The sequence below is a fragment of the Sphingobium rhizovicinum genome (assembly GCF_042647625.1).
GTDB lineage: Bacteria > Pseudomonadota > Alphaproteobacteria > Sphingomonadales > Sphingomonadaceae > Sphingobium > Sphingobium rhizovicinum.
Genome location: NZ_JBHRVU010000004.1, coordinates 2,072,250 through 2,092,954 on the forward strand (window position 1 = coordinate 2,072,250; position 20,705 = coordinate 2,092,954).

Below are 20,705 nucleotides of genomic sequence, written 5' to 3' on the forward strand. Positions count from 1 at the left end.
TTTTCTTCCCAAGGGGGACTAATAGCATGTCGAAGCCGCTCAGCCTGGCGCGCCTGCTCCTGATTTCCAGCGCTCTTGTCGCTCCGATGGCGATGGCGCAAACCGACACCGCTGCCACGCCCGCCGGCGACGCCGGCCTGTCGACCACGCCCAGCGCCGCCGATGAGGCCGCCGCGCAGCAAGGCAATGTCGATGTGTCGATCCCCGGTTCCGACATCATCGTCACCGGCCGCCGCACCAGCAATATCTCGCAGTCCGCGCCGCAGGTGGTGAACGTCCTGTCCGCCGCCGACATCAAGCGCACGGGCGAAGGCGACATTGCCGGCTCGCTCCAGCGCGTCACCGGCCTGTCGGTCGTGTCGGGCGGCTATGTCTATGTTCGCGGCCTTGGCGACCGCTATTCGCTCGCGCTGCTGAACGGCTCGCCCCTGCCCAGCCCCGAACCCTTGAAGCGCGTCGTCCCGCTCGATCTTTTCCCCACCAGCGTCATCGCATCGACCCTGGTGCAAAAGAGCTTTTCGGCCAACTTCCCCGGTGAATTTGGCGGCGGCGTCATCAACCTGACGACCAAGGCGATTCCGACCGAATCCTATCTGGAAATCGGCGGCGGCGTTGCCGGCAACACCGAAAGCTCGGGCCAGATGGGCTATACCTATTATGGCAGCAAGTCGGACTGGACCGGCTTTGACGACAGCTCGCGCGACGTGCCGCCGCTGCTGAAGCAGGCCTTCGGTTCGGGCACGCCCTTCGCCAATATGGACCGCAGCGATCTTCAGGCGATGTCGATGCAGTTCCTCAACAGCAAGACCTCCGTCCTGCAACGCACCAACAGCCTGCCCTTCAACTTCTCCGGCTCGCTCAACGCTGGCACCGCGCTCGACATTGGCGACGCGCGCCTCGGCATCATCGCCACCGCCGGCTACAGCAACAAATGGCGCACCCGCGACAATATCCAGCAGGCCTCGCTCACCGTATCGGAAGGCGCGGGCAAGGATTATCATCAGGTCGTCACCGACAATCAGGTCACGGTCAACGGCCTGCTGGGCTTCGGTCTGGAATGGGGCGACCAGAAGGTTCGCTGGACCAACCTCTATATCCGCGACACTTTGAAGCGCGGCGCGCTGGCGGTTGGCACCAATGACGGCCTGATCCAGGGCGCTGACTATATGACTCAGCAGACCGCCTGGTATGAACGTCAGCTGATCGACACCCAGCTCACCGGCGAATTTAAGTTCAACGACGCACTCAGCCTCGATCTGCGCGGCGGCTACGCCAATTCGCAGCGCGAAGCCCCCTATGAGCGCGAATTTGTCTATGTCCGCTCAAACCGCGATCTGGCGACCGATCCGGTCGGCGACCGCTTCGTCAACGCGCTCAACCGTCAGCGCGGCGACGCATCGGTCACGTTCAGCGACCTGAAAGAAGACCTGTGGTCGGGCGGCGCGGACCTCAGCTACAAGATTTCGCCCAAGTTCACGATCACCGGCGGTTATGCGTACACCGACACGAAGCGCACCTCGTCGCGCTACGAACTCCACTTCGACGCCACCAACCTGCCGATCGCCGTACAGCAGCTGCGCCCCGACTATCTGCTGTCGGACGCCTCGATCCAGCTGTATGACATGACCCTGCTCGACTTCTCGGGCAATTATCCGGTCTATGACGCCGCGATGCGCGTCCATGCCGGCTATGGTCAGGTCAAGGCGGAACTGTTCCCCGGTCTCAGCATCGACGCCGGCGTCCGCTATGAAAGCGGCCGTCAGTCGGTGACGGGCGTGGACGTCTATTCGACCGGCGTCACCCCGTTCAACCAGATCAAGAACGACTATTGGCTGCCTGCCGTCACCCTGACCTATGATGCCGGCGGCGGCCTGCAATTCCGGGCATCGGGGTCCAAGACGCTGGCCCGTCCTCAGTTCCGCGAACTGATCGCCCAGCCGTTCATCGACACCGATTCCAACCGTTTCTATCGCGGCAATCCCTTCCTTCAGGACAGCGAACTCTGGAATGCGGACATCCGCGCCGAATGGTATATGGGTCGTGAAGAACGGCTGACCGCCTCGGCCTTCTACAAGAAGATCAAGAACCCGATCGAAACCTACACCACGATCAGCGACACCTATTCGGTGACGACCAGCTTCGCCAACGCGCCGGAAGCCACGCTCTATGGCGCGGAAATCGAAGCGCAGAAATATATCCCGCTCGACGGCTGGAGTTCGCCCTTCTTCCAGAGCCGCCGTATCGCGCTGATCGCCAACTACACCTATACCCAGTCGGAACTGAAGGTCAGCGACGGCGACACCACCATCCCCTATACCTACACCACCGGCGATCTGCCGGCGGCGTCGGACTATTTCGTGGATGGCGCGCCGCTCACCGGGCAGTCGGACCATCTGGTCAACCTGCAACTGGGTCTGGAGGATACGGACAAGCTGTCGCAGCAGACGCTGCTGCTCACCTATGCCAGCCCCCGCGTCACCAGCCGCGGCCCGAACCTGCAACCTGACATCAAGGAAAAGCCGGGCCTGCAACTGGATTTCGTCGCGCGTCAGGGCATCACCCTGCCCGGCGGCATCAACAGCGAACTGAAATTTGAAGCCCGCAACATCACCGGCCGCAAATATCAGGAATTCCAGGAACAGGGCGGCACGAAGGTCTATTATAACAAATATAAGCTGGGCACGACCATCGCCGCCTCGCTGACCGTCGCCTTCTGATTTTCCTTTTGGAAATTCGCCGAATGCGAATTTAACGGCACCGGCGCTTCAATCGAGGCACGTGACTCGTTTGAACCCACCCGGCCACCCAACGGCAGTATTCTATGGGTGGCCGGGTGGGGGAGCGGGCCGGTGCCGCTTCGAAAATGCCCACATGGGCATTTTCCCAAAAAAGGGCCGGTCCGCCATGTGCGGGCTGGCCCTTTTGCCATTATACGCCAAAAGGGCGCTGCCCCTTCCCCCCGCCCGCATGTCGCGCTAAGGCTTTGTCATGATCCTCGTCATCGACAATTATGACAGCTTCACCTGGAACCTCGTCCATTATCTGATGGAGCTTGGCGCACAGGTGGAGGTCGTCCGCAACGACGCCATCTCCGCCGGACAGGCGCTGTCCACCGGGGCGAAGGCCTTCCTGCTCTCGCCCGGCCCCTGCACCCCCAATGAAGCGGGCGTCAGCCTGGATCTCGTCGCCGCCTGCGCCGACGCCGGCGCACCGCTGCTGGGCGTGTGCCTGGGTCATCAGGCGATCGGCCAGCATTTCGGCGGCAAGGTCGTCCGTGGCGGCCTGATGCATGGCAAAACCTCGCCCGTCAGCCACGACGGCACTGGCCTGTTCGAAGGGCTGCCTTCGCCCTTCACCGCCACCCGCTATCATTCGCTGATCGTGGAAAATATCCCCGATACGCTGGTCGTCAACGCGACCAGCGAAGACGGCTCGGTCATGGGCTTCCGCCACGCGACCCTGCCGATCCATTCGGTGCAGTTCCACCCGGAAAGCATCGCCACCGAACATGGCCATGACATGCTGGCCAACTTCCTGCGCATCGCCGGCCTGCCGGTGCGGGAACGCGAAGCGGCCTGACATCTGTCCTATTCCGGGCGGTGCGGTCATGATGCTCCAGCCGCTTTCCGAAAATGACCGGAATAGGAAATCTTATGTCAAAACTTGCGAGAAATATGCGAAGTTAAGCGTGCAGGGCCCCTCGACACTACCGCCCCCCGCCGACTAAGGCAGAGGGCGATGACCAGCCTGCCCGATCCTTCCGCACCGCTTTCCGCCGACGCCGCCGCCACGGCCTTCGACCTGCTGTTCGACGCCGATCTGCCGGAAGAAGACATTGCCGCCTTCCTCGTCACCATGGCCCGGCGCGGCGAAACCGCGACCGAAATCGCCGCCGCCGCTCGCGCCATGCGCGCCCGGATGATCCCGGTTCAGGCGCCCGCCGGCGCGATCGACGTCTGCGGCACCGGCGGGGATGGCCACCACACGCTCAACGTCTCGACCGCCGTCTCCCTCGTCGTCGCAGCGGCCGGCGTTCCCGTCGCCAAACATGGCAACCGCGCCGCCTCGTCCAAGGCGGGCGCTGCCGACACGCTCGAAGCGCTGGGCCTCAATCTCGACAAGGCCGCCGGCACCGCCGAAGCAACCCTTGCCGATCTCGGCATCTGCTTCCTCTTCGCGCAAAATTATCACCCCGCGCTCAAGCGCCTCGCCCCGATCCGCAAGGCGATCGGCGAACGCACCATCTTCAACCTGATGGGGCCGCTCGCCAATCCGGCCAATGTCCGCCGTCAACTCGTCGGCATCGCCCGCCCGGCCTATGTCCCCATTTATGCCGAAGCGCTCGCCGAACTGGGCGTCGATCGCGCCATGATCATCTCCGGCGACGAAGGACTGGACGAACTCTCGCTCGCCGGTGGCAACGACATGGCCGAAGTGAAGGGCCATGATCTGGTCGCCATGCACCGCCTGACCGCCGCGGAACTGGGCCTTTCCACCCACCCGGTCGAAGCGATCCGGGGCGGCGACGCGGCCCATAATGCCGCCGCCCTGCGCGCCCTTCTTCAGGGGGAGGCCAACCCCTATCGCGACGCGGTGCTGCTCAACGCCGCCGCCGCCCTCGTCGTCGCCGACGCCGTCCCCGACCTTCGCGAAGGCGTGGAGGAAGCCGCCGAAACCATCGACCGCGGCCTTGCCAATGCGCTGCTCAATTGCTGGATTGCCTATTCATGACCAACAAGCTCATCGAAATTTGCGACTATAAGCGGGAGGATGTTGTCCGCCGCAAGGCCGCGACCAGCATCGCCGCGCTCCACGCCCGCGCCAGTGAACAGACACCCCCGCGCGGCTTCCGCAAGGCGCTGGACGATGCCGCCCGTTCGGGCTTCGGCCTGATCGCGGAAGTGAAAAAGGCCAGCCCCTCCAAGGGTCTGATCCGCGCCGATTTCGATCCGCCCGCCCATGCGCAGGCCTATGCCGCCGGCGGCGCGGCCTGCCTCTCGGTCCTCACCGACGAACCCTATTTTCAGGGCCATGACGATTATCTGATGGCCGCCCGCTCCGCCTGCGCCCTTCCCGTGCTGCGCAAGGATTTCCTGGTCGATCCCTGGCAGGTACTGGAAAGCCGCTCGCTCGGCGCCGACGCGATCCTGATCATCGTCGCCGCACTGGACGACGGCCAGATGCAGGAGATTGAGGACGCCGCCCTCGGCCTTGGCATGGACGCCCTGATCGAAGTGCATGACGAGGCCGAACTGGAGCGCGCGCTCAAACTCCGCTCGCGCCTGATCGGCGTCAACAACCGCGACCTGCGCGACTTCAGCGTCGATTTCGCCCGCACCTATGAACTGGTGGGCAAGGCGCCCGAAGGCTGCACCTTCGTCGCCGAAAGCGGCCTTGGCTCCCATGCCGACCTCACCGCCATGGCCGATCATGGCGTGCGCTGCTTCCTGGTCGGCGAAACCCTGATGCGCCAAACCGATGTCGAAGCAGCAACCCGCAACCTGCTGACCGGGGCATGACCGGCCTCACCCATCTCGACGCCGATGGCGCCGCGCGCATGGTCGATGTGGGGGCCAAGGCCGTGACCGCGCGGGAAGCCGTCGCCGCCGGTCGCATCGACATGAGCAGGGACGCCGCCAAAGCGATCGCCGATGGGCTGGTCAAGAAAGGCGACGTGCTCGCCGTGGCGCGGGTTTCCGGCATCATGGCGGCCAAGAAAACCGCCGACCTGATCCCGCTCTGCCACCCGATCGCCTTGAGCGCCGTAACGGTCGACTTCAACCTCGACGAGGATGGCGTCACCGTCACCGCCACCGCCCGCACCGCCGGCCAGACCGGCGTGGAGATGGAGGCGCTGACCGCCGCCTCGGTCGCGCTGCTGACCGTCTATGACATGGCAAAGGCGCTGGACAAGAGCATGGTCATCGGCGGCGTCCGCCTGATCGCCAAGAGCGGCGGAAAATCGGGCGATTGGCGCGCGGCATGAGCCTGCTGCCGGTCGCCGACGCGCAGGCGCGCCTTTTCGCCCTCGCCCGCCCGCTTCCGGCAGAAACCATGCCGATTGCCCAGGCCGCCGGTCGCTGGCTGGCGCAGGATGTGCTGGCGCTTCGCGATCAGCCCTGGGCCGATCTTTCCGCCATGGATGGCTATGCCGTGCGCGCCGCCGAATATCCCGGCCCCTGGCGCATCGTCGGCGAAAGCGCGGCAGGATCCGCCCACCTTCCGCCGCTTGGCGCTGGCGAAGCGATGCGCATCTTCACCGGCGCGCCCTTGCCGCCCGGCGCAGACGCCATTCTGATCCAGGAAAATGCCGTCAGGGACGGCGATATTCTGACCGCCAACGCCGATCCGCTCCCCGCCGGCCGCAATGTCCGGCCCGCCGCCTTCGACTTTGCCCGCAACGCCCTATTGCTGAAAGCCGGTGCGCGCCTCGGCCCCGCGCAGATCGCCCTTGCCGTGGTCGCCGGCCATGGCGCCTTGCCGGTCGCAGTTCGCCCGAAGATTGCGCTGCTTTCCACCGGCAATGAACTGGTGCCGGCGGGTGCGCCGACGCCGCCGGGCTTCTTGCCATCATCCAATGCCCCGATGCTGGCGGCGATGCTCGCCACCCTGCCCTGCGACGTCATGGATCTGGGCATCGTGCCCGACGATCTGGACGCGATGGTCGCCGCGTTGGAACAGGCGGCACAGGCCGACATCATCGTCTCGACCGGCGGCGCATCCGTGGGCGACCATGATCTGGTGCGTCCCGCCTTTCTTCAGGCCGGCGGATCGCTCGATTTCTGGAAGATCAGGATGCGTCCCGGCAAGCCGTTGATGGCCGGTCGTCTGGGCGATGCGCTCTTCCTCGGCCTGCCGGGCAATCCGGTATCGGCTTTCGTCACAGGAACCCTGTTCCTCTTGCCGCTGGTCCGCCATCTGTCCGGCGCCGCCGATCCGCGTCCACCAATCGGCGACGCGATATTGGCTTCTCCTTTGCCCGCCACGGCGGAGCGGGACGATTACCTCCGCGCCTTCCGCAGCCCCGACGGCATCGTCTCCGTCACATCACAGGACAGCGCCGCCACCGCCGCCATGGCGCAGGCCGATTGCCTGATCCTGCGCCCCGCCAATTCGCCCGCCGCTGCGCCCGGCGATCGGGTGACGGTCCTGCCGCTTTGATTTACGGGATCATTTTGCGGAAATAGACGACCCGCTCCGTCTCGACAAAGCCGATCGCGGCATGGAAATCATGGCTGGCCTGATTGGCCATATCAGCATCGGACGCCATTTCGGTACAGCCCAACGCCTTGCCCCAATCCATCGCAGCATCGGCCAGTGCACGGGCCGCACCGCTCAATCGCGCCGAAGGCTCCACATAAATGCCCTCCAGAAACGCGACCGGACTGGTATCGCAGCCATTTACATAATCATGCCGCAGCGCCGCTTCGGCAAAGCCGATCGCTTCGCCCGCCGCATCGACAGCGATGAAGGCGACGCTATCGTCGCCCCCATCCTGAAGCATGGCCGCTATTTCTTCGTGATGCGCATCGGCCGATGCATCCGGCCACAAAGTGCTGCGCATCGCCGCCCATCGCGCCTTGTGGGCGGCCTCGGCGCGAACGATGCGCACCTTGCCCGTCACTGCCCGCCGCGATAGCCCGGCAACATGTCCAACGTCACCCAGCCCTGCACATAATTGGCGTAATAGAGGCCAAAGATCAGCGTGGACAGGATTGTCGCGCGCAACGCCACGACGCCAGGCCGGAAATTGCTGGGCGCGCTGTCCGCCTGTCCCTTCAGCAACGCCTCGCCCGTTTCATCGGGCGTGCGCAGGCCAAAGGGCAGCATGATGAAGGCGCTGATCACCCACATCAGGAAATAGATGGCGAAGATCGCATACCAGTTCATGACGACCTGATTAGGCGCGGATGAGCAATACGTCCACTATCGGCTTCTTGCCGGTCCAGCGGGTCGCAACACGCCGCACGGCCAGCCGAACACGCTCGCGCAACGCATCTTCTTCCTGCGATCCCTTGGGAACGACGATCGCCGCTTCTTCGGCCGCTTCGGCCAAAAACGTCGCCTTGTCTTCCTCGACCGGAACGCCCTGCGTGCGCAATGCCGGCTCGCCAATCAGCTTGCCCTTGCGGTCCAGCGCCACGGCGACGCTGATCTGGCCATGCAGGCCCAGCTTGCGCCGTTCGTTCATGGTCGATCCGTCGGCCGGCAGGATGACGTCGCCGTCCAGCACCAGACGCCCGGTATCCTCCTGCCCGATGATGGTCGGCGCGCCGGGCGCCAGCCGCAGCACATCGCCGTTCGACTGGACCACCGCATGGCGCAGGCCGCTGGCAATGCCAAGCCGCGCCTGTTCCGCCATGTGGCGGCGCTCGCCATGGACCGGCAGCAATATTTCGGGGCGGATCCAGCGATACATCGCTTCCAGTTCCGGGCGACCGGGGTGGCCCGACACATGGACTTCGGCCTGACGATCCGTGACCATCACGATATTCTTCGCCGCCAGCGCATTCTGAATGCGACCGATGGCGATTTCATTGCCCGGGATCTGCTTGGAGGAGAAAACGACCATGTCGCCTTCCGCCAGCTTGATCGGATGGCTGTCGAACGCGATGCGCGACAGGGCGGCGCGCGCCTCGCCCTGACCGCCAGTCGCGACGATCATCACATCGCTGCGGGGCAGCGCCATGGCGTCGTCCCAGTCCACCATCGGCGGGAAATCTTTCAGATAACCGGCAGCCTTGGCCGTGCTGATGATCCGGTCGAGCGAACGGCCCGCCACGCACAGCTTGCGCCCCGTCGCCACCGCCACTTCGCCCAGCGTCTGCACCCGCGCGGCATTGGAGGCGAAGGTCGTGACCAGCACGCGGCCCTTGGCCCCCTTCACCGTCTGCATCAGCCCGTCGCGCACATCGCTTTCGGACCCGCTGGCTTCGGAATTGAAGACGTTGGTGCTATCGCACACCAGCGCCAGCACGCCCTCGTCACCAATAGCCGTCAATTCTTCCGGGGTGGATGGCTGGCCCAGCAGCGGCGCCTCATCCAGCTTCCAGTCGCCGGTGTGGAAGATGCGGCCATGCGGCGTATCGATCAGAACGGCGTTCCCTTCGGGGATCGAATGCGCCAGCGGCACATAACGGAAGCCGAACGGGCCGAGGTTGAAGCTGCCTTCATTCTCGATGACGTGCAGCTTGACCTCCTTGGTCAGCCCCTCTTCCTCCAGCTTCAGCCGGATCAGCCCCGCGGTAAAGGGCGTCGCATAGAGCGGCACGCCCAGATCGGCGGCCAGATAGGGGATGGCGCCGATATGGTCTTCATGCCCATGGGTCAGCACGATGCCGAGCAGATCGTCCTTGCGATCCTCGATAAAGCTGAGATCCGGCAGCACCAGCTCCACGCCGGGATAGGCGGGGTCGGCAAAGGTCAGGCCCAGGTCGACCATGACCCACTTGCCCTGGCAGCCATAAAGATTGACGTTCATGCCGATCTCACCGGACCCGCCCAGGGCCAGGAAGAGCAGTTCGTCCTTGGGTGTCATTCTGTTTTCAAACTCCGTTCGTACAACAGCGCCAGCCCCTGAATGGTCAGGTCCGGCGCGATCGCATCGAAAATATCGCTATTGTCATTGAAGAGGACGGCGAGTCCTCCGGTCGAAATCACTTTGGCGGGGCGGCCTATTTCCGCACGAATGCGCGCGACCAGGCCCTCCATCATCGCCACATAGCCCCAGAAGACGCCGATCTGCATCGCGTCGACCGTAGTCCGCCCGATCACCGAACGACTTTCTGGCGGCTCGATCGCGATCTTGGGCAGCTTGGCTGCGGCTGCGACCAGCGCATCGAGCGACAGGTTGATGCCCGGCGCGATGATCCCGCCCTTATAGGCGCCGCTATAATCGACCACATCGAATGTCGTCGCCGTTCCGAAATCGATGACGATCAGGTCGTCCTGATAGAGATGGTGGGCGGCAATCGCGTTTACAACCCGATCCGCGCCGACCGATGCCGGCTCCGCCACGTCCAGTTCGATGCCCCAATCGACAGGAGCTTGCCCGGCGACCAGCGCCGGCGTCTTGAAATATTTGTCGGCCAGCACCTGAAGATTATGGAGCGCGCGGGGTACGACGGTGGCGATGATGACGGCGTCGACATCCGCCATGCCATAACCTTCCAGCTGCAACAGCTGATGCAGCCAGACGGCATATTCGTCAGCCGTGCGGCGTGGGTCGGTCGCAATCCGCCAGCGCGTCTTGATCTCACGGCCTTCCAGCAGCGCGAAAACGACATTGGTGTTGCCCGCGTCGATCGCGAGAAGCATGGCCCGTCCTTCAGGTCAGAATGATGTCGCCGGCGTGAATGGCACGGCTTTCGCCATTCGCCAAGCGCAGGATCAACATGCCCTGGCGGTCGAGCGTGTCGAACGCGCCCTCCACCACTTCGCCGTCGGGCTGGACGACGCGCATCGGCGTGCCGGTCGGATGGGCGTTGATCAGCCAATGGGCGCGCACCGGGTCCAGCCCCTGCGCCCGCCAGATACCCAGCCAATGCGCGAAAAGCTGCGCCAGCCGCTCCATCAGCGCGCCGGCTTCCGCGTCGGCGGCTCCCTGCGCGACAAGGCTTGTGACGGGACGATCAAGGCCGGTCGGATGATGGGTGACGTTGATGCCGATGCCGATGATGATCGCATCGCCGAACCGCTCCAGCAATATGCCGGCGATCTTCGCGCCATCGACCAATATGTCATTGGGCCATTTGATCCGCGCCTGCCCGGCGCATAGCGGCGCGATCAGCGCATGCACCGCATTGGCGGCGACCAGCGCCAGCGTATGGGGCAGCGGATCGCCCGGCGCGATCCTGACCAATGTGGAGCAATAGAGATTGCCGACCGGGCTTTCCCACGCGCGGCCCATGCGGCCCCTGCCCCCGGTCTGGCGGCCGGCGCGCAGCCAGTTGCCCTCTGGAACGCCTTGCTCCACCAACGCCAGCATATCGGCGTTGGTGGAGCCAGTTTCCTCGACGAAGCGAAGAAGTGTCAGAACAGCGACGCCGCAGCGGCGGCGCTCGCCTGATCCAGTACGGGGTTGAGCAGATAACCCAGCACGATCACCACGGCGCAGGCCGTCAGGATGATGTTTTCGACCGGACCACCCTTCGCCTCATAGGCGATGACCGGCTCGTCAAAATACATCGTCTTGATGATCTTGAGATAATAGAAGGCGCCGATCACCGACATGGCGATGCCGAAGGCCGCCAGTGCAGTCAGGTTCGCGGCGACCGCGGCATCGAACACCAGGAACTTCGCCCAGAAGCCGAAGAGCGGCGGGATGCCAGCCATCGAGAACATGAAGATGGCGAAGGCCGCAGCCAGGCCCTTGCGCGACTGCGACAGGCCGGCAAGGTTGGCGATCGTGTCGACCGGCTTGCCGTCGGCATCGCGCAACTGAAGGATGCACGCAAACCCGCCGACCGTCATCAGGACATAGATGGCCATATAGCTCATCGTCCCCGCAACGCCGGCCGGCGTGCCGGCGGCAAGGCCGATCAGCGCAAAGCCGACATTGTTGATCGACGAATAGGCCATCAGGCGCTTCAGGCTGGTCTGGCCGATGGCCGCCACGGCGCCGAACAGGATCGACGCCAGCGCCACGAAGATGACGATCTGCTGCCAGTCCAGACCCGCCGGGCCGAGCGCTTCGATCGCGACGCGCACGGTCAGCGCCATGGCGGCGACCTTGGGCGCGCTGCCAAAGAAGGCCGTGACCGGGGTCGGCGCGCCTTCATAAACGTCGGGCGTCCACATGTGGAACGGCACTGCGCTGATCTTGAACGCCAGACCGCAGAGCAGGAACACCATGCCGAACAGTTCGCCGTTCGACACGCCGTCGCCCATGGCGACCGCAATGCCGTCAAACGCCGTGGTGCCGGTGAAGCCATAAAGCAGCGCCGAGCCATAGAGCAGGATGCCGCTCGCCAGCGAACCGAGCACGAAATATTTCAGGCCCGCTTCCGACGACTTTTCATCCTGGCGCATGAAGCTGGCCAGCACATAGGAGGCAAGGCTGTTCATCTCCAGCCCGACATACAGCGTCAGCAGGTCGCCCGCCGACACCATCATGCCCATGCCGATGGCGGCGAACAGGATCAGCACCGCATATTCGGGGCGCGGCTTGCCGCCGACCGAGAAGAAGCGCGGCGCAAGCAGGATGGCCGCCGCCGCCGCGCCATAGATCAGCGCCTTGGCAAAGACCGAGAAGGCGTCTGCGCGCATCAGCCCGTCAAAGGCGTCCGGGCCGTGGGCCAGCGAGCAGGACAGCGAGATGCCGGCAATCGCCAGCGTCACCACGGACAGCCAATTGATGACGCGCGCGCTATTGTCGCCGCCGAAAGCCGCGACGAGCATCAGGACAAGCCCACCCGCCGTCAGGATGAGTTCCGGCAGGACCGCCAGAAGGGAAGCGGAGTCAATCATCAGTGCGCCTCCCCGTGCGCCGGTGCTTCTTCATGGTGGCCCTCGCCCGCAGGCTTGGGCGCACCCATCTTGATCTTGGAATCTCCTGCGGGAGCCGCAGGGGCGAGGCGCGCTTCAAGCGCACGAATGTCGGCCCGCATCGGCGCGAGGAAGCTCTCGGGATAGACGCCCATCCACAGAACCGCCGCCGCGATCGGCGCCAGCAGCGCAATTTCGCGCACCGACAGGTCGGACATGGCGGCCGCATCCGCATTCACCTGATCGCCGTAACAGATGCGGCGATAGAGGTAGAGCATATAGGCCGCACCCAGGATGATGCCGGTGGTGGCGACCAGCGCGACCCAGCTCGATGCCTGATAAATGCCCATCAGCGACAGGAATTCGCCGACGAAGTTGGACGTGCCCGGCAGACCGACCGACGCCATGGTGAACAGCAGGAACAGCACCGCATATTTGGGCATGTTGATGCTGAGGCCGCCATAACGGTTGATCTCGCGGGTGTGCAGCCGGTCATAGATGACGCCGACACACAGGAACAGCGCGCCCGACACCAGACCATGGCCCAACATGACCATCATCGAACCTTCGATGCCCGCCTGGTTGAAGGCGAACAGGCCGACGGTCACGATCGCCATATGCGCGACCGAGGAATAGGCGATCAGCTTCTTCATGTCCGACTGAACGAGGGCGACGAGGCTGGTATAGACCACCGCGACCATCGACAGACCCCACACCAGCCAGGCGAACTGGGCCGATGCTTCGGGGAACATGGGCAGCGAGAAGCGGATGAAGCCATAACCACCCATCTTCAGCAGCACGCCGGCCAGAATGACCGACCCTGCGGTCGGCGCCTGAACGTGCGCGTCGGGCAGCCAGGTGTGGACCGGCCACATCGGCATCTTCACCGCGAAGCTGGCGAAGAAGGCGAGCCAGAGCCAGGTCTGGACATGCGGATCGAAATTATAGGCCATCAGGGCCGGAATTTCAGTGGTGCCGGTTTCATGCACCATCCACATCATCGCGATCAGCATCAGGACCGAGCCGAGCAGCGTGTAGAGGAAGAATTTGTACGAAGCATAGATGCGGTTGGCGCCGCCCCAGATGCCGATCACCAGATACATGGGGATCAGGCCGGCTTCGAACATGATGTAGAAGAGGTAGAGATCCTGCGCCGCGAAGACGCCGATCATCAGCACCTCCATGAACAGGAACGCCGCCATATATTCCGGCACGCGCTTGGTGATCGCTTCCCAGCTGGCGCCGATGCAGATCGGCATCAGGAAGACGGTCAGCGCAATCAGCATCAGGGCGATGCCGTCGATACCCAGCGCCCAGGCGAAACGCCCGAACACCGGATAATATTCCTGGAACTGCCATTGCAGCCCGCCCTGGTCGAAATTCGTCCAGAGCGCGATGCCCAGCACCAGATCGACCAGCGTGGCGATCAACGCTATCCAGCGCGCGCTGTTGGCGCTCGCGAAGAGACAGGCGATGGCGCCAGCCATCGGCACTGCCATCATCAGGGAAAGGATGGGGAAGCCGTCCATTATCGTGTCATCGCCCAGGTTGCAGCCGCGGCGAGGCCAATCAGCATCACCAGCGCATAGGTGTAGAGGTAGCCGGACTGAAGCCGACGGGTGATCTTGTTGCCCTGCACGACCAGAGCGGCCAGCCCGTTGGGGCCAAAGCGGTCGATCAGGCCGATGTCACCGAAGTTCCAGAAGAACCGGCCGATGGCAAAGGCAGGCTTGACGAACAGGAAGTTATACAGCTCGTCAAAATACCACTTGTTCAGCAGGAACTGGTACAGCGCGCCGAAGGTGGCGACAAAGCGCTGCGGCCAGTCGGTGTTCTTGATATAAGCCAGCCAGGCAATGACCAGACCGGTCAGCATCACGGTGAACGGACCGAACTTGACCCAGGTCGGCACTTCATGCGCCGCGTGCATCAGGTGGCTGTTGAACGCCAGAGCGCCCTTCCAGAATTCGATGCCGCCTTCCGGACCAATGAACTGGTCGTGGAAGATGAAGCCGGCGAACACTGCGCCCATGCTCAGCACCAGCAGCGGGATCAGCATGACCAGCCCGCTTTCATGCGGGTGATAGCCACCGGTGCCGTCGCCTGCATCATGCGCATGATGATCGTCATGGCCATGGCCGTGACCCTGCGCGGCGTGCGCGTGATCGTCATGCCCATGATCGTCATGACCATGGCCATGGGCGTCGTGCCCATGGGAGTCATGCAGCGCATGCTGGATATGTTCGGACTGGGTCCAGCGCGGCTTGCCGAAGAAAGTGAGGAACACCAGACGCCAGCTGTAGAAGCTGGTCAGCAGCGCGGCGAACACGCCGACATAATAAGCGCCGACGCCCGCACCGCCCGAAGCAAAGGCCGCTTCCAGGATGCCGTCCTTTGAATAGAAGCCGGCAAAGCCCACGCCGACGAGCGGGATGCCCACGCCGGTGATGGCCAGCGTACCCAGCGTCATCGTCCAGAAGGTGATCGGAATGCTCTTACGCAGGCCGCCATAGTAACGCATGTCCTGTTCGTGATGCATCGCATGGATGACCGAGCCGGCGCCCAGGAACAGCAGCGCCTTGAAGAAAGCGTGCGTGAACAGGTGGAACATCGCCGCGCCATAAGCGCCGCAACCGGCCGCAAAGAACATATAGCCCAGCTGCGAACAGGTCGAATAGGCGATGACGCGCTTGATGTCGGTCTGCACCGTGCCAACGGTCGCCGCGAACAGACAGGTGGCCGCGCCGACATAGGTGACGACGGTCAGCGCCGTCGGGCTGACTTCGAACATGGGCGACAGGCGGCAGACCATGAAGACGCCGGCCGTGACCATGGTGGCCGCATGGATCAGCGCCGACACCGGGGTCGGGCCTTCCATCGCGTCGGGCAACCAGGTGTGGAGGCCAAGCTGCGCCGACTTGCCCATCGCGCCGACGAACAGCAGCAGGCAAAGCACGGTCATCGTGTCGAAACGATAGCCCAGGAACCCGATGGTCGAACCGGCCATAGACGGCGCGGCGGCCAGAATTTCCGGGATCGAGATGGTGTTGAACACCAGATAGGTGCCGAAAATACCCATCATGAAGCCAAGGTCGCCGACGCGGTTGACGACGAACGCCTTGATCGCGGCCGCATTGGCGCTGGGCTTGCGGAACCAGAAACCGATCAGCAGGTACGAAGCCAGACCCACGCCTTCCCAGCCGAAGAACATCTGCAACAGATTGTTCGCGGTCACGAGCATCAGCATCGCGAAGGTGAAGAGCGAGAGATAGGCGAAGAAGCGCGGCTGATCCGGCTCTTCGTCCATATAGCCCCAGCTATAGAGGTGGACGAGGCTCGACACGCTGGTGATGACCACCAGCATGACCGCCGTCATCGTGTCGACGCGCAGCGCCCACTGGGCGTCGAAGCTGCCGCTTTCGATCCAGGTGAACAGCGGCGTGACCGACGCTTCGGCATGGCCGGTGACGAAGGGGATGAAGATCGCCCAGCTCATGGCGCAGGCTGCGAACAGCGCGCCGGTGGTGACGATCTTTGCGGGCAGCTTGCCAAGGGCCTTGTTGCCAAGGCCGGCGATGGCAGCCGCCAGCAGCGGAAGAAGAACTATGAACTGGATCATGGGGTCAGTCTCAGCCCTTCATCCGGTTGACATCGTCAACGGCAATGGTGCCGCGACCACGGAAGTAAATGACGAGGATGGCGAGGCCGATGGCCGCTTCACCCGCCGCGACGGTCAGCACGAACATCGAAAACACCTGCCCCACCAGATCGCCCAGAAAGGCGCTGAAGGCGACAAGGTTGATGTTCACGCTGAGGAGGATCAGCTCGATCGCCATCAGGATGATGATGACATTCTTGCGGTTGATGAAGATGCCCAGCACCCCCATTACGAAGAGGATGGCGCTGACCACCATATAATGTTGAAGGCCGATCACAGCTCCACCCCCATGAGAGAGGCCGTCACCCCAGCGAAAGCTGGGGTCTCAGGCGTTTGCGCACGGGCGCATGAGATGCCAGCCTGCGCTGGCATGACGAAAAGGGTCGCGATCACAGCTCCACCCCCTGCCCCACGGGCTGATTGATGTTCCGCGTCGCATCCTGCGGACGGCGACGGTTCTGTTTGGCGATATTCTGCGGCCGCACGCCGCCACGGGCACGATGCGTCAGCACGATGGCGCCGATCATCGCAACCAGCAGGACGATGCCCGCCGCCTCGAAAAGGAAGATGTAGTGGGTATAGAGCAGCCCGCCGATCGCCTGAATATTGCTCAGTTCCGGGTTCACCGGGCCGGCGCGCTGCGCCAGTTCGATCGGACCGACGCTCCAGAGGCCAATGCCCAGGATGATTTCCGCCAGCAGCACCGCCGCGATCAGCAGGCCAAAGGGCAGATAGCTGACGAAGCCGGCGCGCAGTTCGGCGAAGTCGATGTCGAGCATCATGACGACGAACAGGAACAGCACCGCAACCGCGCCGACATAGACGATGACAAGCAGCATCGCGATGAATTCGGCGCCGAGCAGGATCATCAGACCGGCGGCGTTGAAGAAGGCCAGGATCAGCCAGAGGACCGAATGGACCGGGTTGCGCGACAATATCGTGAGCGCGCCGCTGCTCACCACCAAAATGGCGAACAGGTAAAAGGCGAGGACGTGGATCACAGGTTCATATTCCCTTTGACGCCGGCGGCTTAACGATAGGGGGCATCGGCAGCAAGATTGGCAGCGATGGCACGCTCCCACTTGTCACCGTTTTCCAGGAGCTTGGCCTTGTCATAGACCAGTTCCTCGCGGGTTTCGGTCGCGAACTCGAAGTTCGGGCCTTCGACAATGGCATCCACCGGGCAGGCTTCCTGACAGAAACCGCAATAGATGCACTTGGTCATGTCGATGTCGTAGCGCGTCGTACGGCGGCTGCCATCCTCGCGCGGCTGCGCCTCGATGGTGATCGCCTGCGCCGGACAAATGGCCTCGCACAGCTTGCACGCGATGCAGCGTTCTTCCCCATTGGGGTAACGGCGCAGCGCATGTTCACCACGGAAACGCGGCGAAATCGGGTTCTTCTCATAGGGATAGTTGATCGTCGCCTTAGGCTTGAAGAAATACTTCAAGGTCAGCCAGTGCGCTTTCACAAACTCCCAGAGGGTGAAGCTTTTGACGTAATAGCCAAGGCTCATGTCACGAATACCTTGTCAGCATGAGGAAGCCCGAAACCAGGAAGACGAACAGCAGCGAGGTCGGCAGGAAGATTTTCCAGCCCAGCCGCATCAGCTGGTCGTAGCGGTAGCGGGGCACCGTCGCCTTCACCCAGGAGAAGACGAAGAAGAAGAAAGCGATCTTGAGCAGGAACCAGATGATGCCCGGCACCAGATAGAGCGGCGCCCAGTCGAACGGCGGCAGATAGCCACCCCAGAACAGGATCGCGTTCAGGCCGCACATCAGGATCACGTTGGCATATTCACCCAGCCAGAACAGGGCGAAGGCCATGGACGAATATTCGGTCTGATAGCCTGCAACCAGTTCGGACTCCGCTTCGGTCAGGTCGAACGGCGCGCGCGCCGTTTCCGCCATGGCCGAAATCAGGAACATGATCGCCATCGGGAACAGCAACGGGTTGATGAAGTTGCCGTTGACGAAGCCGTAATAGCCCTTCTGGCTTCCCACGATCGCCGACATGTTGAAGCTGCCGGCCCACAGAACCACGGTGATCAGGATGAAGCCGATCGAGACTTCATAGCTGATCATCTGCGCGGAGGCGCGGATCGCGGAGTAGAAGGGATATTTGGAGTTGGACGCCCAGCCCGACAGCACCACGCCGTACACGCCCAGCGACGAGATGGCGAGAATGTAGAGCAGTCCGACGTTGATGTTCGACACCAGCACGCCCGCACCGAAGGGGATGACGGCCCAGGCCATCAGCGCCACGGTGAAGGTGATGATCGGCGCGATCAGGAACAAGGTCTTGTTCGCGGCCGAAGGAATGATGGTTTCCTGAAGGAAAACCTTCAGGCCGTCCGCGAAGGACTGAAGCAGGCCGAACGGACCAACGACGTTGGGACCACGGCGCAGCGCCATGGCGGCCCAGATCTTGCGGTCGGCATAGATGATCATAGCGACCGCCAGCATCAGCGGCAGCGCGATGACGAGGATGCCGATGATGGTGGAGAGCAGCCAGGCGCCCTCGAATGGCAGGCCAAGGCCTTGGAAGAAAGCGGTCACTCTGCGGCCTCCGCAAACTCAACGCCGTGGACCAGTTCGGACGAGCATTGCTGCATCGTCGGGCTGGCGCGGCAGATGGCGTTGGTGAGGTAGAAATCTTTGATCGGCGAACCCAGCTCGCCGGTCGCGCCGGTCGGCAGCGAAGGCACGGACCAGCCATAGTCGGCCAGACCTTCGACGCCCAGCGCCGGAACCGCCTTCGCCATTTCGGCGCGCAGCTGTTCGAAGCTGTCGAACGGCAGCCTGGCGCCCAGCGCGTCGGAAAGCGCGCGCAGGATCGACCAGTCCTCACGGGCGTCGCCCGGTGCGAACACGGCCTTTTCACCGAACTGCACGCGGCCTTCCAGATTGACGTAGGTGCCCGCCTTTTCGGCGTAGGTCGCGCCCGGCAGGATGACGTCGGCTGCATGTGCGCCCTTGTCGCCATGATGGCCGACATAGACTTTGAAGCTGCTGCCAAAGGCCGAATAATCGACTTCATCCGCGCCCAGCGAGAAGAGCAGCTTGGGGGCGGCCTCAGCCACCGCCTTGATGCCGCCCTGGGTCGCATAGCCCAGCATCAGGCCGCCCATGCGCGCCGCCGCGAAGTGCAGGACATTATAGCCGTTCCAGCCATCCTTGATCAGGCCCAGCGTCTCGACCAGCGCCAGCGTGTCACCATGCGCGCCGTCCTTGGCCAGCACGCCGCCACCGACGATCATCGCCGGACGGGCAGCGCCCTTGAAGGATTCGAGCACGGCTTCCGGCAGCTTGGCCAGCAGCGACGCGTCATTGCCCAGCCATTCGACCTTGTAGGTCAGGTCGAACTCAGGGCCGACGGCGAAGACCTTCGCGCCCTTCTTGATCGCCTTGCGGATGCGGGTGTTCACCAGCGGCGCTTCCCAGCGCAGGTTGGTGCCGACCAGCAGGATGACGTCCGCGGTTTCCAGATCAGCCAGCGGCGTGTTGAACACCACCGACGACAGGCTCGACACATCATAGGACAGGCCGGTCTGACGACCTTCCAGCATGGTGCCGCCCAGCTTTTCGACCAGCGCCTTGCCAGCGAACATGGTTTCGCAATCGAGCAGGTCGCCCGCGATCGCCGCGACGCTGCCGCCATGCTGGACGGCGGCGACGGCGGCAAAGGCTTCCGCCCAGGTGGCAGGAACCAGCTTGCCATCCTTGCGCACGAACGGCTTGTCGAGGCGCTTGCGGACCAGACCGTCGACATTGTGACGGGTCTTGTCTGACGCCCACTCCTCGTTCACATCGTCATTGATGCGCGGCACGGCGCGCAGCACCTGACGACCACGGCTGTCGAGGCGAATGTTGGTGCCCAGCGCGTCCATCACGTCGATCGCATGGGTCTTCTTCAATTCCCACGGACGCGCTTCGAAAGCGTAGGGCTTGGCGGTCAGCGCGCCGACCGGGCACAGGTCGACCACATTGCCCGACAGCTCGCTCTTGGCAGCATGTTCGAGATAGGTGGTGATCTGCATATTTTCGCCGCGATAGATGGCGCCGATTTCCGGCACGCCCGCGACTTCCTCTGCAAAGCGCACGCAGCGGGTGCACTGGATGCAACGGGTCATGACCGTCTTGACGATCGGACCCATATTCTTCTCGGTCACGGCGCGCTTGTTTTCGTCATAGCGCGACGAACCACGGCCATAGGCGACCGACTGGTCCTGAAGGTCGCACTCACCGCCCTGATCGCAGATCGGGCAATCGAGCGGGTGGTTGATGAGCAGAAACTCCATCACCCCTTCGCGGGCCTTCTTGACCATTTCGCTGTCGGTGCGGATTTCCTGACCTTCGGTGGCCGGCAGCGCGCACGAAGCCTGCGGCTTGGGCGGTCCGGGCTTCACCTCGACCAGGCACATGCGGCAATTGCCCGCGATGGAAAGGCGCTCATGATAGCAGAAACGGGGGATTTCCTTCCCCGCCTGCTCGCAAGCCTGAAGAACGGTCGCCCCGGCCGGGACTTCCAGTTCTACGCCGTCTACTTTGACCTTCGGCAT

At 63.4% G+C, this 20,705-nt stretch carries 19 protein-coding genes; 6 read left to right on the top strand and 13 right to left on the bottom strand.

Going from position 1 to position 20,705, the window contains the following annotated elements:
* Positions 1-26: 26 nt before the first annotated feature.
* From ACFOKF_RS11210 to ACFOKF_RS11235, 6 genes are all read left to right on the top strand, one after another.
* Positions 27-2,717, top strand: a complete 2,691-nt coding sequence (locus ACFOKF_RS11210; RefSeq protein ID WP_380795680.1) for a TonB-dependent receptor domain-containing protein — start codon at positions 27-29, stop codon at positions 2,715-2,717.
* A gap of 271 nt (positions 2,718-2,988) precedes the next feature.
* Positions 2,989-3,579, top strand: a complete 591-nt coding sequence (locus ACFOKF_RS11215; protein WP_380795682.1) for an anthranilate synthase component II — start codon at positions 2,989-2,991, stop codon at positions 3,577-3,579.
* Positions 3,580-3,738: 159 nt separating this feature from the next.
* Complete coding sequence (gene trpD, locus ACFOKF_RS11220; protein ID WP_380795683.1) at positions 3,739-4,731, top strand: anthranilate phosphoribosyltransferase; 993 nt, start codon at positions 3,739-3,741, stop codon at positions 4,729-4,731.
* Complete coding sequence (gene trpC, locus ACFOKF_RS11225) at positions 4,728-5,519, top strand: indole-3-glycerol phosphate synthase TrpC (protein WP_380795684.1); 792 nt, start codon at positions 4,728-4,730, stop codon at positions 5,517-5,519. The genes trpD and trpC overlap by 4 nt, the downstream gene beginning before the upstream one ends.
* Positions 5,516-5,986: a cyclic pyranopterin monophosphate synthase MoaC gene (moaC, locus tag ACFOKF_RS11230; RefSeq protein ID WP_380795686.1), complete on the top strand. Its 471-nt coding sequence runs from the start codon at positions 5,516-5,518 to the stop codon at positions 5,984-5,986. Before trpC ends, moaC begins: the two co-directional genes overlap by 4 nt.
* The gene (locus ACFOKF_RS11235) at positions 5,983-7,161 is read left to right on the top strand and encodes a molybdopterin molybdotransferase MoeA (protein ID WP_380795688.1); all 1,179 of its coding nucleotides are present in this window, start codon (positions 5,983-5,985) and stop codon (positions 7,159-7,161) included. Before moaC ends, ACFOKF_RS11235 begins: the two co-directional genes overlap by 4 nt.
* Before the next feature lies 1 nt (position 7,162).
* Here the strand turns inward: ACFOKF_RS11235 and aac(6') are convergent, their stop codons facing one another.
* From aac(6') to nuoG, 13 genes are all read right to left on the bottom strand, one after another.
* Positions 7,163-7,624, bottom strand: a complete 462-nt coding sequence (aac(6'), locus tag ACFOKF_RS11240; protein ID WP_380795689.1) for an aminoglycoside 6'-N-acetyltransferase — start codon at positions 7,622-7,624, stop codon at positions 7,163-7,165.
* Positions 7,621-7,890, bottom strand: a complete 270-nt coding sequence (locus tag ACFOKF_RS11245; protein ID WP_380795690.1) for a DUF1467 family protein — start codon at positions 7,888-7,890, stop codon at positions 7,621-7,623. Before ACFOKF_RS11245 ends, aac(6') begins: the two co-directional genes overlap by 4 nt.
* A 10-nt stretch (positions 7,891-7,900) precedes the next feature.
* A complete protein-coding gene (locus ACFOKF_RS11250) occupies positions 7,901-9,538 on the bottom strand; it encodes a ribonuclease J (RefSeq protein ID WP_380795692.1) in 1,638 nt (545 codons plus the stop codon).
* Positions 9,535-10,317 carry a type III pantothenate kinase gene (locus tag ACFOKF_RS11255; RefSeq protein WP_380795693.1) on the bottom strand — a complete coding sequence of 261 codons (783 nt, stop codon included), beginning with the start codon at positions 10,315-10,317 and terminating at the stop codon, positions 9,535-9,537. Before ACFOKF_RS11255 ends, ACFOKF_RS11250 begins: the two co-directional genes overlap by 4 nt.
* A 10-nt stretch (positions 10,318-10,327) precedes the next feature.
* Complete coding sequence (locus tag ACFOKF_RS11260; RefSeq protein ID WP_380797755.1) at positions 10,328-11,035, bottom strand: biotin--[acetyl-CoA-carboxylase] ligase; 708 nt, start codon at positions 11,033-11,035, stop codon at positions 10,328-10,330.
* A complete protein-coding gene (nuoN, locus tag ACFOKF_RS11265) occupies positions 11,032-12,468 on the bottom strand; it encodes an NADH-quinone oxidoreductase subunit NuoN (RefSeq protein ID WP_380795694.1) in 1,437 nt (478 codons plus the stop codon). The genes ACFOKF_RS11260 and nuoN overlap by 4 nt, the downstream gene beginning before the upstream one ends.
* On the bottom strand, positions 12,468-14,015 hold the full coding sequence (locus ACFOKF_RS11270; protein WP_380795695.1) for an NADH-quinone oxidoreductase subunit M: 1,548 nt from the start codon (positions 14,013-14,015) through the stop codon (positions 12,468-12,470). Before ACFOKF_RS11270 ends, nuoN begins: the two co-directional genes overlap by 1 nt.
* The gene (nuoL, locus tag ACFOKF_RS11275) at positions 14,015-16,105 is read right to left on the bottom strand and encodes an NADH-quinone oxidoreductase subunit L (RefSeq protein WP_380795697.1); all 2,091 of its coding nucleotides are present in this window, start codon (positions 16,103-16,105) and stop codon (positions 14,015-14,017) included. Before nuoL ends, ACFOKF_RS11270 begins: the two co-directional genes overlap by 1 nt.
* Before the next feature lie 10 nt (positions 16,106-16,115).
* Positions 16,116-16,421, bottom strand: coding sequence for an NADH-quinone oxidoreductase subunit NuoK (gene nuoK, locus ACFOKF_RS11280; RefSeq protein WP_004211745.1), 306 nt, complete (start codon positions 16,419-16,421; stop codon positions 16,116-16,118).
* A gap of 112 nt (positions 16,422-16,533) precedes the next feature.
* The gene (locus ACFOKF_RS11285; RefSeq protein WP_380795698.1) at positions 16,534-17,145 is read right to left on the bottom strand and encodes an NADH-quinone oxidoreductase subunit J; all 612 of its coding nucleotides are present in this window, start codon (positions 17,143-17,145) and stop codon (positions 16,534-16,536) included.
* Positions 17,146-17,174: 29 nt separating this feature from the next.
* Positions 17,175-17,660, bottom strand: coding sequence for an NADH-quinone oxidoreductase subunit NuoI (gene nuoI, locus ACFOKF_RS11290; RefSeq protein WP_380795699.1), 486 nt, complete (start codon positions 17,658-17,660; stop codon positions 17,175-17,177).
* A gap of 1 nt (position 17,661) precedes the next feature.
* Positions 17,662-18,702, bottom strand: a complete 1,041-nt coding sequence (gene nuoH / locus ACFOKF_RS11295) for an NADH-quinone oxidoreductase subunit NuoH (RefSeq protein ID WP_380795701.1) — start codon at positions 18,700-18,702, stop codon at positions 17,662-17,664.
* The gene (gene nuoG, locus ACFOKF_RS11300) at positions 18,699-20,705 is read right to left on the bottom strand and encodes an NADH-quinone oxidoreductase subunit NuoG (RefSeq protein WP_380795703.1); all 2,007 of its coding nucleotides are present in this window, start codon (positions 20,703-20,705) and stop codon (positions 18,699-18,701) included. The genes nuoH and nuoG overlap by 4 nt, the downstream gene beginning before the upstream one ends.

Excerpts from the sequence above, each read along its gene's own strand:
- trpD (WP_380795683.1), top strand. The coding sequence starts at position 3,739 with ATGACCAGCCTGCCCGATCCTTCCGCACCGCTTTCCGCCGACGCCGCC.
- nuoG (WP_380795703.1), bottom strand. The coding sequence starts at position 20,705 with ATGCCGAAGGTCAAAGTAGACGGCGTAGAACTGGAAGTCCCGGCCGGG.
- ACFOKF_RS11245 (WP_380795690.1), bottom strand. The coding sequence starts at position 7,890 with ATGAACTGGTATGCGATCTTCGCCATCTATTTCCTGATGTGGGTGATC.
- ACFOKF_RS11210 (WP_380795680.1), top strand. The coding sequence starts at position 27 with ATGTCGAAGCCGCTCAGCCTGGCGCGCCTGCTCCTGATTTCCAGCGCT.
- ACFOKF_RS11250 (WP_380795692.1), bottom strand. The coding sequence starts at position 9,538 with ATGACACCCAAGGACGAACTGCTCTTCCTGGCCCTGGGCGGGTCCGGT.
- nuoL (WP_380795697.1), bottom strand. The coding sequence starts at position 16,105 with ATGATCCAGTTCATAGTTCTTCTTCCGCTGCTGGCGGCTGCCATCGCC.
- trpC (WP_380795684.1), top strand. The coding sequence starts at position 4,728 with ATGACCAACAAGCTCATCGAAATTTGCGACTATAAGCGGGAGGATGTT.
- moaC (WP_380795686.1), top strand. The coding sequence starts at position 5,516 with ATGACCGGCCTCACCCATCTCGACGCCGATGGCGCCGCGCGCATGGTC.
- ACFOKF_RS11235 (WP_380795688.1), top strand. The coding sequence starts at position 5,983 with ATGAGCCTGCTGCCGGTCGCCGACGCGCAGGCGCGCCTTTTCGCCCTC.
- ACFOKF_RS11215 (WP_380795682.1), top strand. The coding sequence starts at position 2,989 with ATGATCCTCGTCATCGACAATTATGACAGCTTCACCTGGAACCTCGTC.
- ACFOKF_RS11270 (WP_380795695.1), bottom strand. The coding sequence starts at position 14,015 with ATGGACGGCTTCCCCATCCTTTCCCTGATGATGGCAGTGCCGATGGCT.
- ACFOKF_RS11255 (WP_380795693.1), bottom strand. The coding sequence starts at position 10,317 with ATGCTTCTCGCGATCGACGCGGGCAACACCAATGTCGTTTTCGCGCTG.
- nuoN (WP_380795694.1), bottom strand. The coding sequence starts at position 12,468 with ATGATTGACTCCGCTTCCCTTCTGGCGGTCCTGCCGGAACTCATCCTG.
- nuoI (WP_380795699.1), bottom strand. The coding sequence starts at position 17,660 with ATGAGCCTTGGCTATTACGTCAAAAGCTTCACCCTCTGGGAGTTTGTG.